The following is a 16189-nucleotide window of genomic DNA, read 5'->3' on the forward strand; positions in this document are numbered from 1 at the left end:
TTCAGTCGCCCCCTGTCCGAATGGCTCGGAGCCGATTGATCCCAACCGCTCCTAGAATGAGCGCACCGAGAATAAACTGGACCCAATATGGGTCGACCTTGACCAGCACCATGCCGTTCTCGATCAGCGCAATCAGCACTACGGCGAGCAAAGTGCCGATGATGGAGATATGCCCGCCCGACAGCGACGCACCGCCGATGATCGGCGCGGCAAAGGAAATGATCAGCCAGTTAGAGCCAATGGTTGGTTGCGCTGACCCTAGCTGGGCCACCGCCAGAACTGCAGCGACAGCCGCCAACAGTCCCGACAGCGTGTGTGCCTCGATGATCGTGCGCGGCAGCGAAATGCCCGAGAGTTGCGCCGCATTGGCATTGCCCCCAACCGCCAACATGTGTCGGCCCGTTGGTACGCGCGAAAAGAACAGCGCCAGCAATCCTGTGACGATCAGCGGCACAATCAGCAGCAGAGGCAAAATGCCGATACGGCCAGTACCAAAAGACACGAATTCAGCAGGCAAATTGTAGAACGGAATTGAGCGGGTAATGCCAAGATTGATGCCCGCAAAAGCCGAGCCGGTGGCCAGAGTGACGATAAAGCCGTTGATCCCTGTTCGCACGGTCAGCCAGCCATTGATAAATCCGGCGAGGCCGCCAACGGCAATAGCCGTCGGCACTGCCAGGACCACTGGCACGCCCAGCGCGTCCATCAACCCGCCGACCGTGATGGCGACGAGGCCGCCGAGCGAGCCAATGGCCAAGTTCATCTGCCCCACGCCCAGCGTCACCATCTGCGCATAGGCAACGAGTAGCGCCACGCAAAAACTGCGCAGGAGAACGAAAAGATTGAATTCCGTCAGAAATGACGGTGCGGCGATGGCGAGCGCGACCATGCCCACCAGAATGGCGAGCAGAATGCCCGACCACTCCACCTGCAAAACGCGATTGAAAGAAGTCATGCGCGGCGCACCTGTCGTTTGAGCGCTTGGCTGGCGCGATAGCGTTCGAGCAGCACCGCCGAAAGCAGGATCACACCGAGGAAGAGTTGCAGCCAGAAATTGCCCACCTGCAGCACGAGCAGCCCACTGCGAATGGTGCTGACCAGCGCCGCGCCGAGCATGGTGCCGATAACCGAGACCATGCCGCCAGCCAGTGCTGTTCCGCCAAGCACAGGCGCGAGGAACGAAGACAGCAGCCAATCATCGCCGCCAACTGAAGGCATGGCTGCGCCAAGGCGCGAGGTCAGCATGATCCCCGCCGCTGCCGCCAGCACACCAGAAAGTGCGTGTGAGGTGATAATAGCCCGGCCGGTATTGATCCCCGACATCTGCGCCGCCCGCGTATTGGCCCCCGTCGCTAGAATTTCCCGGCCAAGTCGGGTGAAGCGATAAAGGACGAAAAGCAGCGCGCCGATGGCCATTGCGACCCATAAGAGCGAGGGCAGGGTGAGAAAGCTCGACTTGCCAAACTCGCCGACGCTGGCGGGCAGGGCATTATACGGCACCGCCTTAGTCAGGATCAGCATGCCGCCCGAAAAGAGGCTGGCGCTGGCAAGGGTGACGATGAAACTGTTCACCCCGGTTTTGACAATCGTAAAACCGTTGAGCCACCCCAGCGCCGCTCCGCCGAGCAGGGCGCCTGCCAAAGCAACGGGTATCGGCAGGCCGAGGGTTTGTAGGAGAAAGCCGGTGAGCATCACCGCGCAGACACCAATGGATCCCACCGAGAGGTTCATTCCGCCCGTGGCCAGCACCGCCATTTGCGCAAAGCCAATGACGATATCGACTGCAAGGGAGCGCCCCAGCGAATTGAGATTGAAACGCGAGAGAAATCCCGGCGCGAGACTTGAAAAGATGATCCAAAACGCAGCGACGATGACAAATAGGCCCAGTTGTGTCGAGCCTTTGCCCAAAAAGTCCAGCAGCGAGCGGCGCGGTGTCAGCGCGCTATCAGTGGCGGTCATGGCAATAATCCGGAAAGGCGATGCCGCACCGACAGCGGAGCGGCATCGCGTAAAGGCTTAGTTGCAGGTCAGATACTTGTCCTTGAAGCCCGACTGGATTTCCGTGGTCAGTGCCTTGAGGTCGTTCTGGTAGGCGTCAATATTGGCCGCCGAAATCACCAGGGTTCCGGAGTCGATGAACTTGGCTGTCTGTGGTGTTGTCACAAACGGCGCATCGGCCTTAACCGTGCAGCTGCCAGACGCCAACAGATCGAGCACATAGGCGCTGATATAGGCCTGACCATAGGGGTTCTGGGCCATGGTTCCGGCAACAAAGCCGTCACGGATCGCATCGAGAACAATTGGGTCATCGTCAATACCGACGAATTTGATCCGCTTGTCACCCAGATTGCGCAGCGCTGTCGAGGATACGACCGAGGGGATATAAGCGGTCGCAATCATGCCACCGATTTCATCCTTTTGCGCGGCCAGTAGGGCGTTGATTTTTTGGTCCGCAGCTTCCTGCGCATCGGTATCTGCAACGGTCTGCAGGAGCGTCACCGCGCCATTGGTTTCATCAACCGCCTTCTGTACCGCGTCGCTGCGCAGTGTGGTGTTTGGGTCGACCAGCAGGCCTGCAAGGTGCACGATTGCGCCCTTGCCACCCATGGCCTCAATCAATGCCTTAGTGCCGAGGTAGGCCGAATGATACACGTCCGTCCCGAAGCAGAACTCGACCTGTGTTGGGTCCTGAGCGCAACCCGCGACGGCGAGCGAGGGGATGCCATTGTCCTTGAGTTCAGCGACGGTCGAATTGATCCCAACCGCATCACCGGGGAAAATACCAAACCCGGTATAACCCTGCGCGGCGAGGCTTTCGAGCAGTTCGGTCTGCAGCTCTAGCTTCCAATCCGATGGAACTTTGAATTCCACAGTGGCAATGCCAAAATCTTTGGCCGCATCGGCCGCTGCCTGTTCCCACGGTGTGAAGTATGGGTGCGGGCCGCCCGAGATGATGGCGATCTTGTTATCGGACGCCAAACCAGCCACCGGCGTCAAAGCCGTGGCGACAACCAGTGATGCAGCAACAAGGCCGCTCAAACGAAATGTCATGTGATCCTCCCAGATCGCGACGTCGGAGCTCCTCCTCCCCGCCGCTTGTCCCGCACGCTATCAGTTACGTATATGTCATGCAATATACGTTATTGTGTCGATTAATGGATGGATTTTGAGGTCCATCAGCGAGTTGAACTGCGCTTTTGAGTGCGTTCTAAATGGTGAGTGGGTATGAGAAATTCTCATATGGCGCTCGTCCCTAGACACAATGAGCGCAGATAGTTTCGCGCGCCTAGGGGCAGTCGATTGACTGTGGTCGGATAAAAAACGCGGCGACTGGGTTTCGGTCGCCGCGGTTCTGAATATTTACATCGGCCGCCTTGCGCAGCGGACAGTATGGGTACTTATGCCGTAACAATGCCGCTTACGGCTTTGAACATGCTTTCAACTGTGTCGCCGGTGACGATGGCGCCGAGGAGGGGGGCGGCGATGCCGATCTCGCGGAGGCGGCGGGCGTCAGCGGGTGTGAGCGCGAGTTGGCTCGGTAGAATGACCGGGACATCGACCGCATCAACAATTGCTTTGTATCGCGCCAGATCGTCTTCCGTCATCGCGGTGCGGTAGCGGTCAAAGGTCATGATTGACGCTTCGATGATGCAGCCGGGAATAGCGGCGATGCGCTGAAGATCTTCGGGCGTGCTGGTTGAGGCCAAAGCAGGCATCGGGCGCAGTTTGGATTTCAGCAGATGCGGCTGGAGGTGGTCGACATAAACGTTGAACCCCTGAAAGCCGAGCTCGTACAGCGCGTCCATCTCCGCTTCGCTTGGCACGATTTCTTGCCCGGCCATTACCAATAGTGGGCAACCAAGTTTGGCCAGTTCCTCAAAGAACGGTCTTTCTTGCGCAAAAGTGCCGAAGGTGCGGTCGGTGGCGCGATGATAGGCGTTCAAATGGGTCTTGATCGCCGTCGCACCGGCATCCAACGCTGCTTTTGCGAGATCGATGTCATGGCGCGCCAAAGACACGATCACGGGAAAATCGCCGTTGGTGAGCGAGGTATAGAATGGGGTCGTCGCGTACATTAGTTGATCCGGTTGCCGAGTGCGGCGTCGAATAGGTGGACGGCAGAGAGTTCAGGGGCAATGTGGATGGTTTCACCCGGCTTGGCGCTGACGCGCTCGCGGAACACACCAACGATTGTTTGGCCACCCATGGTCATTGTGACCTGCGTTTCAGAGCCCATTGGCTCGACGAGACCGACCACGGCGGCAATGCCGGACGACGCCAGCGAGAGGTGTTCCGGGCGGATACCGTATTTGACCGGACCAGTTGCTGAGACGCCTGCAGGAATTGGCAGGGTGACGCCATTGCCGACGAAATTGTCGCCCTCGATGGTCCCCGTAATGATGTTCATTGCGGGCGATCCGATGAAGCCTGCGACGAAGACATTTTCCGGACGATCATAGAGATCGAGCGGCGCGCCGATCTGCTCAACCTTGCCGCCGTTCATGACGACAATCCGGTCGGCCATGGTCATGGCTTCGATTTGGTCGTGGGTCACATAGACCGTGGTGACGCCGAGACGCTGGTGCAGGCCCTTGATTTCGCCGCGCATAACGACGCGCAGCTTGGCGTCGAGATTGGATAGCGGCTCGTCGAACAAAAACACCTGCGGGTTGCGCACGATAGCGCGGCCCATAGCAACACGCTGGCGCTGGCCGCCCGAGAGCTGACGGGGATAGCGCTCAAGGAGCGGGGTGAGCCCGAGAATGTCGGCAGCCCAGTTCACCCGTTCGGCGATTTCAGCCTTGGACGCGCCGCGGTGCTCAAGGGAAAAGCCCATGTTGGTGGCAACCGTCATATGCGGATAGAGCGCATAGTTCTGGAACACCATAGCGATGTCGCGGTCCTTGGGTTCCAGTTCGTTGACGACACGGTCGCCAATGGAAATGTCGCCACCACTGATGGTTTCAAGGCCCGCGATCATGCGCAGCAGGGTCGACTTACCACAACCGGAAGGGCCAACGAGCACGATGAACTCACCATCGGTGATGTCGACATTGATCCCGTGCAGGATGTGAGTGTCCCCGTAAGACTTGCGGACATCGTTGAGAGAAACTTTGGCCATGGATCAGCCTTTCAGACCGGTATGGGCAAGACCTTCGACAAATTGCTTTTGCGCCACGATGAAGACGATGAGCACCGGAATAGCGGTCATGGTCGCGGCAGCGAGCTGAATGTTCCACATGGCTCCACCATAGGCGTCCGTGAACTGGGTCAGCGCCTGGGGCAGGGTGAACATGTGCGTCGAGGAAATGAAGACAATGGGCTCGAGGTAGAGGTTCCACGAGTGGAGGAAGGTGAAGATGGCGACCGCGCCGAGCGCTGGCTTGGCCAGGGGCAGGGCGATCTTCCAGAAGATTTTGAAGCGACCCAAGCCATCGACGCGTGCGGCTTCTTCAAGTTCGCCGGGCAGCGAGATGAAGAACTGGCGCATCACGAAGGTCGCGAAGACCGATGGCGCACCAAAAATCGGCACGAGGATGAGGGGCCAATGGGTGTTGATCATGCCCCATCCCAGAAACAGCTGGAACAGCGGAACAATGGTCACTTCGGACGGGATCAGCAGACCCAGCAGCACGATCATGAAGATCGCGTTTGAGAAGGGAAACTTGATCCGAGCGAAGGCATAGCCAGCCATGGAGGAGATGACCATGGTGCCTGCCGTGACGATGGCAGCAATATAGGCCGAGTTCCAATACTGGCGAGCGAAAGGCTGGAGCTCAAACACCTTCTGATAAGTGGTCCAGTCAAAGCGACGGGGCCAGATATCAGGCGGGAAAGCGAAGATGTCGCTGATCGGTTTGACCGATGAGGTGATCATCCACCAGGTCGGGAATACGAACGGCACCAGCAGCACGCAGAGCAAGCCGTAGAGCGCCACCTTCATGCGGGGAGAAAGATCAGTTTTCATAGAACACGATCCGCTTGCGCATCTGCCACTGAACGACGGTGAGGACCGCCACGATGACAAAGAGCAGGATTGAGAGAGTGGAGCCGTAGCCGAAGAAATTGAACTGGAACGCCTGCTGGTAGAGGTAATAGACCAGCACCGTGGTCGATACGCCCGGCCCGCCCTTGGTCAGGATTGCGATCTGCGCAAAGACCTGCAGCGAACCGACAATCGTGATGATCGACGTGAGCAGCATGGTTGGCGAGATCATCGGCAAGGTGATGCGGCGGAATTGCTTGAACTTGCCTGCGCCATCGACGCGTGCGGCCTCATAGAGCTCCTTCGGCACACCCTGTAGGGCCGCGAGGAACAGGATCATATTGAGCCCAACGTTCTTGAAAACCTGAACGACGACGACCGAGATCATGGCCGTGTTGGGGTGGCGCAGCCAGTTCGGACCCTCGATGCCAATCATGGCAAGCAGGCCGTTGATGCCGCCGTTCACCTGCAGCAAGAAGCTCCAGACGATCGTCCATGCGACGAGAGAAACCACAACTGGCGAGAAGAACAGCGTGCGGAAAACGACAATGCCTTTGAGCTTTTGATCCATCAAAATGGCCAAGAGCAGCGCAAGGCTCATATTGAGAACGACGAGGCCCAAGCTAAAGACGGCCGACGCCCACAAAACCGGGGGGAGGTTTGGGTCGCGCAGCAGCATCTGATAGTTGGCGTCACCCACAAAGGTGAAGGTGTTCGCCAGCACGTTCCACTCGTGCAGCGAATAATAGAACACCAGCGCAAGTGGGATGAGAACGAAGACGATCGTACCCACAAGCTGCGGTGCGATGAAGAGATAGCCGGCGGCCGCATCGCGACGAGCGATGGTCCAGAAGGGCGGCTTATGCGGCGCTTGTACTGGCTGAGACATTAAGGTTCCTGCGTCTCCCTCCCGCTTGCGGGGAGGGATCAAGGGTGGGGGTTAGCCACGGGCACAGTGTGTGCGGGGGCATACCCCCACCCTGGTTCACGACGGACTTGGTGCGCCAAGTCCTGTTCAGCTTCCCTCCCTGCGAGAGGGAGGGAAGAAGGAGCCGAAGCTCAAGTGGCGCTTAGCGCATCAACAGTGGGCTAACGCTCGAGCAGACGTTGTCGAGAACTGCGCCAACGTCAGCTTCTGCAACCCAGAGAGCGTCAAGCGACGCGCGGATGGTCTGCTGAATCTGAGCATAGTTGGTGTGGCCAGCCACAACATTGCCGGTGGAGATGCCGTTGATCACAACGGTTTCGATCTGTTCAGCCGAGAGCAGCGGATTGGTCGCGGTGAAGGTTTCGGTGTTCAGGAGAGCCGCACGCGCTGGTGGGAAGAACTGCGCCAGCTTGGCGCTGTTGGCTTCGTTGGTCCAGAACGCGAGGAAGTCGACAGCAGCGTCGACATTCTTGCCCGAAGCGAGGGCACCAACACCGGCCTGACCGACAACCGAATAGGTGCCAACCTTACCAGCTGGAAGCGGAACGAGGTCCCAACCGAAGGCGTCTTCCTTTGGCAGCAGCGAAGCACGCGAGATCTGCGTGACGGTCATTGCAGCGTCGCCGGTGAAGAAGTCTACGTTCTCACCTGGGCCTGGGAAGGAGCCATCCTTGAAGATGCCGGTGTGGAAGGCCGTCATGGCTTCGACCATTTCTGGCGTGTTGAAGCCGCAAGTCTTGCCGTCTGCAGACCATGCATCAGCGCCCCAACCACGGAAGAAGGCAGTCAGGTTCTGCCAGTTCTGATAGTTGAAGTCGCGGATGATGATGCCATCCTTACCTGCGTCAGCAACAGCCTTGGCCGATGCCATGGCATTGTCCCAAGTCCATTCGCCGGCAGCGATCAATTCGGCTGGAGTTTTAGCGCCAGCTGCGGTGATCAAGTCGGTGTTGACGAACATGGCGAATGGCGAGGTCGAGAACGGGTAAGCATAGAGCTGCCCGTCGCGCTGCCAAAGGCCGCGAGCGCTTTCGGTCACGTCGGCCAGATTGTAGCCTTCGATGGCGTTGAAGCGATCGGTGAGCGGAGCCAGTGCGCCAGAGGCAACAAAGTCCTGCGCGCTGGTTTCGAAGATCCAAGCCAGATCCGGTGCGTTGCCGCCCGCAATCTGTGTGGTCAAGGTCGTGGTGTAGTTGTCGAACGGTAGAGGTTCGAAGGTTACGGTCACGCCTGGATTTTCAGCGGTGTAAGCTGCCGCGATTTCGTTGAACAGCGCCATGTGCGCTTCGTTCGCGCTCCATGTGGTCATGCGCAGGTTCACTGCGTCCTGAGCCCATGCGACGCCGCTGAATGCGAGCGGCAGCATGATGCCGGCGAGGGCCGCAGTGGCCTTGAGCTGAGCAATACGGTTCATAATTCTCTCCCTTGAAAGTTTCTTAGTACCCACGGACGTCCGGCCAGCGGATCTCGATCCCCTCGCGATACAGCTGAGCTTGGAAGTCCTGGAGTTTTCCGTCGTCGGCCTGCACCTGGTGCGGGGTGAGGCCATTATTGAGGCAATGAGCGGCAAGCATGCCCGCCACTTCACCCACGTTCCATTCCACCGGATGCAAGCGATAGCAGCCGTTGGTGATGTGCGTGGTGCCCATGTTCTTGCCACCCGCGAGGAGGTTCTTCACGCGACGTGGCAGCAGAGAGCCGAGCGGGATTTCGAACGGTGCGGATTCAACGTCCACATAGTTATCGCCGCCGGTAGAGGGGTGAAGGTCGATGCGGTACATGCCGATACCGACGCTATCACGATAGTTTTTCGAGAGATTATTGCCGTGGACGAGCATGGAAACATCCTGCTCGACGATACGGGTCACCGGCAGAATGCGGCGGCTCTCGCGAATGTATGGGGCCATGGCCAAGCCATGTTCGGTGCCGGTGATGTCACCGCGCAGGCGCAGGCCCGGGAAGCCATAGCCACCATCGGTGCGCGGCGCTTCGGTCTGCAGCCAATAGAAGACCGAATAGGAAAGATCGGCTGCTTCCTTGAGCATGCGCGCTTTTTCGTCTTCCGACTTATCGATGATATTGCCATCGAGGTAGTCGATCATCGGCCAGTTCACGAGGCAGATGTCGGAATTGTAAGCGCCCGGTACGAAGTTGCGACGCGCTGCAATACGGCGGAAGGTCCAGAGGTTGCCATCGCCAGCATTGCGGCGCTGATCGGCATCCACTAGCAGCGGATTGTCATCCACATTCGGGGTGAATGTACGCGTGGTCTGCTCGAGCGTACGCGGATGCGGCGCGGTAAAGCCCAGCATAGGCCCGCCCCAGAAGTGCGGCTCGTAGGTGCGCCAGTAGTCGTAATTGTCTGGCTTATCGATGACGTGATTGCCGTCGACATGGTCCATGGCAAAGCAAACCGAGACGGCCTGAACATTGTCTGGCTGCGCTTCAGCAGGTGCGCTTGGTTCGCCAGTGTCGGACTGCGCTTCAAAGCCCGAAGCATATTCAGTGCCGGTCAGTGGCAGCAGATCGCCCAGCTCGGTGGCGTCCACAAAATACGGAGCCGAGCAGGTGATGACACGGCCGCTGTCGCGATGGCGCAGGGTTACCGACTTTACTTCGTCGCCGATAACTTCAGCCGAAATCGGCAAGTAAGGCTTCAAAATGGTCAGCTTGCCGCCGCCGATATAGGGCGCGAGCATGCTTTCGAGAACGGCAAGGCCAACGCGTGGCTCTGCGCACAGGCGGCTGACATATCCCGCACCGGGGTTAAGGTCATCCCAAGCGCGGCTGGCTTCGGTCAGCGGGTAGTGGTCGCGATAGTACTGGCGGATGCCCGAGCGCAGTTTGCGATAGGAACGGGTAATCCCGAACTGTTCAACCCAGGAGTGCTCGTCGGGCGGAACGGCCTGACTGGTCAGCTGACCACCAATCCAGTCGTATTCCTCTGTCATGATAACAGAGCGGCCCGCGCGCAGAGCGCCGAGCGCTGCTGCAACACCGCCGAGGCCGCCGCCAACAATAAGAATATCTGCGTGAAGCTCTTTGGTCATAATTTCCGGTCGAGTTAGCGAGAAACGGGGCCGAGGGTGTCACCCTCAAGCATTTGGCAAGTGAGAAGCTGTTGCTGAACGTCTTCGTTCTGCTCCAAGCGGCGCACCAACATCTGAGTAGCGCCGCGCCCCATGGCTTCACGGGGGATGGCGAAAGAGGTGAATTTTCGGCCCGGCTCTTCGGTCCGAATGTGGTTGCCGAGCACCACGATAGAGAGCGCGTTGGGCACCAACACGCCACGCGCACGGGCCGCCGCTTCCAACCCAATGGCGTCGACCAGTTCGGTGCAGAACACACAGGTCACGCCAGCGGCAAGCAGGCCATCAAGCAGGGCATTGGCGTCTGAGCCGACATGGTGATGGGTAAAGGCGAGTTCCGCCCCAGCCATTTCCTGCTGGAAACCTGTCCAGCGGTCGGCACTCGATTCAGCGCCTTCTTTGAAGCCGATAAACCCAAGTTTTTGGTGGCCCATGCGCTTGGTGCGCGCCACGAGTTCCGCCGTGGCTTCCGCATAATCACTCCCGACATAGGGCACAGGTCCACCGGCATCATCGCGTCGACCAACAGCCACGAAGGGGAAGTCGCCCCCGACGAGGCGCGCCAGTTCATCGCGATCAAATTGGCGTCCGAGAACAATGCAGCCATCGGCTAAGCGTAGGCGGACATTGTCGCCAAAAATTTTGCGGTTCTTTCCGGCGCCGGTTAGCAGCAGCAGGTCATAACCCAGCTCCTGCGCGGCATCTTCAATGCCCAGCAAGAAGGGGAGAAAGAAGTCGGCCTGATCGGACGGGAAGGCGGGTTCGTAGGTGAACACACCCAGAATGCGATTGAGCCCATTGACCATGCGCCGTGCGACAGGATCTGCCACATAGCCGGTATCGCGAATGACTTTGAGAACGCGCTCACGCGTATCATCAGGAATGCGACGCGCATCAGAAGGCGAACCATTCAAAACGAGAGAGACAGTCGCCTGGCTGACGCCAGCGAGCTGAGCAATATCCTTTTGCGTGAGTCTCTTGTGGGCTGCCATACGAGTTCTCCAATGTGCTGATACGTATCAGCGCTTATACGCATTAGCAATAGGGGCGTGACACTGGGATACCAAGATTAGGGGTGTTCGTAGCCCGTAGTACAGGCTCTCGAATGTGAATTGATAAGCTCAACCAAACGGTTGGCGATGTGCGGTGAGTTAATCGACCAGCCGCAAAACTGTGTGCAGAAGTGTGTCGTTTTCGCGGTGATCGAGGTCTGGACGAACGGGGCAGGACCGATGAAACGGCCTTGGCGCCGGGCCAAATAATGCCGTCACGAAGAGGCTTTGGTGTGTCGTTTAAGCAGGCAGAAAAGACCCCTGCTCGACGTATCGAGCAGGACAAAATGATTGCTAATTTCTAGGAGTTTAGCTGGGCCAAGCAGCAAGCGTTATGGATGCCGGTGAATAGGGTACGACCGTCTTGCACCACAGCCCGAGCTGCCTAACTGTTTAGCTTGCGCCAGGCTTGGTATTCTTCCTCAGCGTCGGGATGCAGCGGGTAGTAGCGCTGCAGAGACTCGCCCGCCATCAGCTTCATGCGTGAGAATTCTTCCCATTCGGCGTGCTTCTGGCCGTCGTCGATCACAGCTTGAGCCATTGAAATGGGGACTACGACCACGCCGTCATCATCAGCAACGATGATGTCGCCGGGCACGACGGTAACTCCGCCACAGGCGATAGTGACATTGACCGCATTGGGGTAAATATCTGTTTGGACGTGGAAATTGGGCGACCAGCCCTTTAACCATAGCGACAAGTCCAGCTTTTCGACATTGGGCCTGTCGCGCATCACGCCATCGATCACGATACCGGCGCCGCCACGACCTTTGAAATAGGTGGACATCATATCGCCGAAAATGCCTGAGCGCATGTCGCCGCGGGCGTCGACAACGACCACGTCGCCTTCTTCAACCTGATACAGAACATGGCGATGCAATTGCGTCTCCGGGTCCGCATACTCGCCATGATTGTAGAGGTCGGGGCGCTGCGGCAGACACTGCAGTGTCAGAGCCGGTCCGCAGATTACCTTGCCCTTGGTCTGCGGTAGAATGCCGGTCATATGCGGATTGCGGAAACCCATGTGTCCCAGCGTTCCTGCAATTGTTGCCGTGCCAAGGCTACGTAATGCCTCAATAATGGGGCGTGGTGGCCGGGTGATTTTTGCAATCTCGATCATGTCAAATCCCTCCTATGCAATCCGTTTTGCGAAATATCAGGCGAACCAAGTCGTGCCGGGATATTGATGCGCGCGTGCGACCTCTTCATTGAGCTCAAGCCCAATACCGGGGCGGTCTGAGAGGGTGATTTTGCCGTTCTTGATGATCTCGCCACCGTCGGTGATGGTCGACCAGTAATCACGGTGGAACCAGTGATATTCGAGCACGAGGAAGTTCGGCACGGTCGCGCACACATGGGCTGAGGCCATCGTGCCGATCGGCGACGAAACATTGTGGGGCGCGAAGGGGATGGAATAGAGGTCCGCCATTTCCGCGATTTTGCGACACTCCGAGAGCCCGCCGCATTTGGGAATATCGGGCATGATGATGTCGACCGCTTGCTGTTCGAGGAGCTTGCGGAAGCCATGCCGGAGATAGAGATTTTCGCCAGCGCAGATCGGCGTTGAGGTGCTGCGCGTGATTTCGGCCATGACGTCGATATTTTCGGGCGGCACTGGTTCTTCAAGCCACATGAGCTTGAGCGGTTCGAGATCGCGGGCGAGGCGAATGACGCTGTGCTTGTCGAGGCGCGTGTGCAGATCACACGCTACATCTACCGATGGGCCCGCTGCAGCAACGACCATTTGGGCGAGCTCGACCATGCGCTCGTGCTCCCACTTATTGGGAGTCATGTTGAAGGCGTCTTTCTGGTACCAGCCGGTTTCGCTGCCCGTGTGCCCATAGGCGCGTATGTCGAGATCAACCTTGAGGGCAGAAAATCCTGCTTCGAGCACTTCATCGACCACGGCCTGCACTTCGGCCATGTTCATGCCCGGGGAGACTTCGCAATCGCAGTAAAGGCGGATGTCGTCGCGGAACTTGCCTCCCAGTAGTTCATAAATTGGGACGTTGAGCGCTTTGCCTTTGAGATCCCACAGCGCGATTTCAATGCCCGTCAGGGCGGTGATGAGGGCGCCTGCGAACCCGCCCTCGAAAACGCGGCGGCGACGCAGTTCTTCGAACAGAGCGTCGATGGCAAAGGGATCGCGCCCAATCAGCATTTCGGTGAGTTCATGCTGGATAATGGCGATGGCCTGATGCCCGCCATGAACGCATTCGCCCATACCGGTAATACCGGCGTCCGTTTCAATTTTCACCCATAGGTGCATGCAGTGGCCGGTGGTGGCCGCTGTTTTGACCGACGTGATTTTCATTGTTCCCCCTCTGCCGAAGGTGGGCTCCCTCGGCCTCTTCTCGTCTTGTTATGGTGTGGATGTGCCCTTGCGACTGTTGGCAGACAGCGTGTTCTCCGCTTCTTCGCGGTCGTTGAACGCTTTCTTGCCCATCTGCAAATGCGATTGCAGGGCATACTGAAAATGGATGCGATCGCGCAGGGCGAGGCCGTCAATGACGCTGTCGTGCTGTTCAAAAGTGACGCCGGTGAAATCGCGGAGTTCCTTGGCGCGCTCCATAATCCGCAGCATCACCGGCTTCATGATGCGATAGACGTCGAGAACGGCCCGATTGTTGAGAATGGCGACCAGACGGAGGTGAAACTGAAAGTCCATCTCCGACGCCTGAACAATCGTGGCAGCATCACGTAGCTTGCCATTAATGTCGCGCAACTCGACAATATCGGTGGCGGTAATCCGGTCAAAGATGATGTCGACCGAGCTGATTTCGATCAATTGCCGTAGGCCCTGCACGTCAGAGAATGTCTGACGCGAAATATCGAGCGTGTTGAACGAAAACAGGTCCAGTGCACGTTCCATGCGGTCATCGATGATGATCGCCCCGATCTTGGGGCGAACGGACACCATGCCATAGGCCTTCATGATGCGCATGGCCTCGCGCACCGTATTGCGGCTGGCTTGAAAGCGTTCGCACAGCTCGCGCTCCGTGGGCAGGCTATCGCCCACGGTCAGCCTGCCGTCTGTGATCAGCCCTCTGATGTTCTGAACCATCGCGTCCACAGCGGACGGGATTGAGTTGCGAACAATAGTGTCGTTGAGCGACTGCCCATCAGACGACCGTGTTGTAGCGTCGCTCATCCTTTAACAGCCCCGACGGTGAGGCCTTCGGACAGGAAGCGTTGCGCATAGACGTAAAGAATTGCGACCGGCACAGCGGTCAATAAGGATGCTGCCATCAGCTTACCCCAAGGGAGAATATCGCCCACCACAAGCGACTGCAGGCCGATGGGAAGCGTGCGCAGAGATTCACTGGTGATGAAGACAAAGGCAAAGAGAAACTCGTTCCAAGCGTTGGTGAACGCAAACAAGGTGACGGAAAGGATCGCCGGAGCTGCCAGAGGAAGCGTAATGCGCCAGAAGATATAGAGACGACTTGCACCATCAATACGGGCCGCTTCTTCCAGTTCGACCGGGATGGACCGAAAGTAACCCATTAATACCCAAGTCGCGAAGGGCAAAAGGAAGGTCGGGTAAGTAATGATGAGAGCGATGTGGGAATTGATCACGCCAATGGTGGTGAGTGTTTGATACAGCGGGATGAAGAGGAGCGTACCGGGCAAGAGGTAGGTGATCAGCAGCAGCGTCGTCAGAAGCCCTGCGCCGCGGAACCGCAGCCGTGAGAGGGCGTAGGCGGCAAGGGACGCTAGCGCGACCGAAATCACCGTGCTGACAGCGGCAACGAAGACCGAGTTCAGCAGCCAGGTCAGGAAAGGCGTGTCGCCGACGAGTGAGCGATATTGCTCCAAGGTCGCTGGCTCTGGCCAGAAGATCGACCGACGCTCGCTGATTTGAGCCGTGGATTTGAGCGAGGTGGTGATGATCCAGTAAAAGGGAAAGAGCACAAAGGCGAGGAGCGGCAGGAGGACGATCACCCGCGCTATAGGCCCCGCATTGGAGCGCGCCGACTTCCGGAAAATCGGCTGCACGGGTGAGCGGCCCGTCGCCACGCGCACCCTACGGATGATCCATTCGATACCCGCAAAAGCCAGATTGATCGGCAGGAAGATCAGATCGATGAAGCCGGTGAACACCCGCGCTGCAATTTTCATGACACTGTGACCGGTGCCGCTGCGCTTTGCCGAGGCGCCATCGCGCTTATCGTCGTGGCGCATGAACCGCGCCAAGAGCCAAATCAGGATCGCCATCAAGGGCGCAACGCTAAAGGCTATGGCGATGCCGGGGCCGTATTGAAGCGAGCCCAAAGCCTTCTCATAGGCAAGGATCGAATAGAGCTTGGTCGCGCCGCCCGGTCCCCCCTGGGTCATCAGGAAGGGCAGGCCAAACTGATTGAAGGTCGAGATAAAGGACAAGAGCAGCGTTACGACGATGACATAGCGAAGGCTGGGCAGGGTGACGCTACGAAACCTTTGGACAGCATTGGCACCATCGACCTGCGCGGCCTCAATCTGCTCGCGATCGACCGCCTTCAGCCCCGCCAAAAGCAGCAGAACAAAGAAGGGTATGCCCTTCCACACATTGACCGAAATAATGCTGCCCATGGCCATGGTCGGGTCCGACAGCCAACCCAGTGGCCGGTCGATTACGCCGACCCCTTGCAGGATCGGATTAAGCCCGCCGAACATCGGATCATAAATGCTTTTCCAGGCAAGCGCGGTGACGATCTCTGGAACAATCCACGGCAGCAGCATGATGCCGCTGAGCAGTGCGCGGAAGGGCAGGCGGCTATTGAGGATAAGCGCCACGGTCATGCCGATGACGAATTTCAGGCTGAGCGACCAGAAAGTGAACTGGATGGTGTTCTGCATCGCTTGCAGAAAATCGCTGCTGCTCCACAGGCGCTGGTAATTGCGCAGGCCGACCTGAGTTGTCTCACCGGTGAGAAAGTTAAGCGAAGTGGTGCTGATGAAGATGGCGCTGACAAATGGCCAGAATATGAGCAAGGCCATGATGATGACGAGTGGAAGGATGAAGGCGTAACCGACCTTCCAGTCACGTCCCAAGAGCCCTTCGAGCTGCTTCTTGCTGGTCAGCTTCGGCCGGGGCAATTGTGTGGTCAGGCTCATACGGTCGTCCATAAAGGCGCTCCATCAGATCGCTATG

The 16189-nt window shown here is 58.1% G+C and carries 14 protein-coding genes; all 14 read right to left on the minus strand.

Translation table 11 applies throughout. The features are described from left to right. Position 1: 1 nt before the first annotated feature. The 14 genes from JHL21_RS00435 to JHL21_RS00500 all read right to left on the minus strand — a co-directional run bounded on the left by JHL21_RS00435 (position 2) and on the right by JHL21_RS00500 (position 16164). Positions 2 to 955, minus strand: coding sequence for an ABC transporter permease (locus tag JHL21_RS00435; protein WP_200211230.1), 954 nt, complete (start codon positions 953 to 955; stop codon positions 2 to 4). Next, positions 952 to 1959 (minus strand): ABC transporter permease, encoded by a 1008-nt coding sequence (locus JHL21_RS00440; protein WP_200211232.1) that lies wholly within the window; start codon positions 1957 to 1959, stop codon positions 952 to 954. Before JHL21_RS00440 ends, JHL21_RS00435 begins: the two co-directional genes overlap by 4 nt. 57 nt (positions 1960 to 2016) lie before the next feature. Further along, positions 2017 to 3051 carry a sugar ABC transporter substrate-binding protein gene (locus JHL21_RS00445; RefSeq protein ID WP_200211233.1) on the minus strand — a complete coding sequence of 345 codons (1035 nt, stop codon included), beginning with the start codon at positions 3049 to 3051 and terminating at the stop codon, positions 2017 to 2019. A 347-nt stretch (positions 3052 to 3398) separates the two neighbouring features. Continuing rightward, entirely contained in the window at positions 3399 to 4076 is a 678-nt protein-coding gene (locus JHL21_RS00450) for a hypothetical protein (RefSeq protein WP_200211234.1), read from the minus strand. After that, on the minus strand, positions 4076 to 5122 hold the full coding sequence (locus tag JHL21_RS00455; RefSeq protein ID WP_200211236.1) for an ABC transporter ATP-binding protein: 1047 nt from the start codon (positions 5120 to 5122) through the stop codon (positions 4076 to 4078). The genes JHL21_RS00450 and JHL21_RS00455 overlap by 1 nt, the downstream gene beginning before the upstream one ends. A gap of 3 nt (positions 5123 to 5125) precedes the next feature. After that, positions 5126 to 5968, minus strand: a complete 843-nt coding sequence (locus JHL21_RS00460; RefSeq protein WP_200211237.1) for a carbohydrate ABC transporter permease — start codon at positions 5966 to 5968, stop codon at positions 5126 to 5128. Continuing rightward, positions 5958 to 6875, minus strand: coding sequence for a carbohydrate ABC transporter permease (locus tag JHL21_RS00465; RefSeq protein WP_199530335.1), 918 nt, complete (start codon positions 6873 to 6875; stop codon positions 5958 to 5960). Before JHL21_RS00465 ends, JHL21_RS00460 begins: the two co-directional genes overlap by 11 nt. 181 nt (positions 6876 to 7056) lie before the next feature. Beyond that, the gene (locus JHL21_RS00470) at positions 7057 to 8328 is read right to left on the minus strand and encodes a sugar ABC transporter substrate-binding protein (RefSeq protein ID WP_200211239.1); all 1272 of its coding nucleotides are present in this window, start codon (positions 8326 to 8328) and stop codon (positions 7057 to 7059) included. A gap of 22 nt (positions 8329 to 8350) precedes the next feature. Beyond that, positions 8351 to 9964 (minus strand): FAD-dependent oxidoreductase, encoded by a 1614-nt coding sequence (locus JHL21_RS00475; RefSeq protein WP_200211241.1) that lies wholly within the window; start codon positions 9962 to 9964, stop codon positions 8351 to 8353. Between the two features lie 14 nt (positions 9965 to 9978). Next, positions 9979 to 10995 carry a LacI family DNA-binding transcriptional regulator gene (locus JHL21_RS00480; RefSeq protein ID WP_199530338.1) on the minus strand — a complete coding sequence of 339 codons (1017 nt, stop codon included), beginning with the start codon at positions 10993 to 10995 and terminating at the stop codon, positions 9979 to 9981. Positions 10996 to 11440: 445 nt separating this feature from the next. Continuing rightward, complete coding sequence (locus JHL21_RS00485; protein ID WP_200211242.1) at positions 11441 to 12175, minus strand: ribonuclease activity regulator RraA; 735 nt, start codon at positions 12173 to 12175, stop codon at positions 11441 to 11443. 36 nt (positions 12176 to 12211) lie between these two features. After that, entirely contained in the window at positions 12212 to 13369 is a 1158-nt protein-coding gene (locus JHL21_RS00490; RefSeq protein ID WP_200211244.1) for a mandelate racemase/muconate lactonizing enzyme family protein, read from the minus strand. A gap of 48 nt (positions 13370 to 13417) precedes the next feature. Continuing rightward, on the minus strand, positions 13418 to 14206 hold the full coding sequence (locus JHL21_RS00495) for a FadR/GntR family transcriptional regulator (protein WP_169193808.1): 789 nt from the start codon (positions 14204 to 14206) through the stop codon (positions 13418 to 13420). Then, positions 14203 to 16164, minus strand: a complete 1962-nt coding sequence (locus JHL21_RS00500; protein ID WP_200211245.1) for an ABC transporter permease subunit — start codon at positions 16162 to 16164, stop codon at positions 14203 to 14205. The genes JHL21_RS00495 and JHL21_RS00500 overlap by 4 nt, the downstream gene beginning before the upstream one ends. Between the last annotated feature and the right edge of the window lie 25 nt (positions 16165 to 16189).

Source organism: Devosia sp. WQ 349K1 (assembly GCF_016595685.1).
GTDB lineage: Bacteria > Pseudomonadota > Alphaproteobacteria > Rhizobiales > Devosiaceae > Devosia.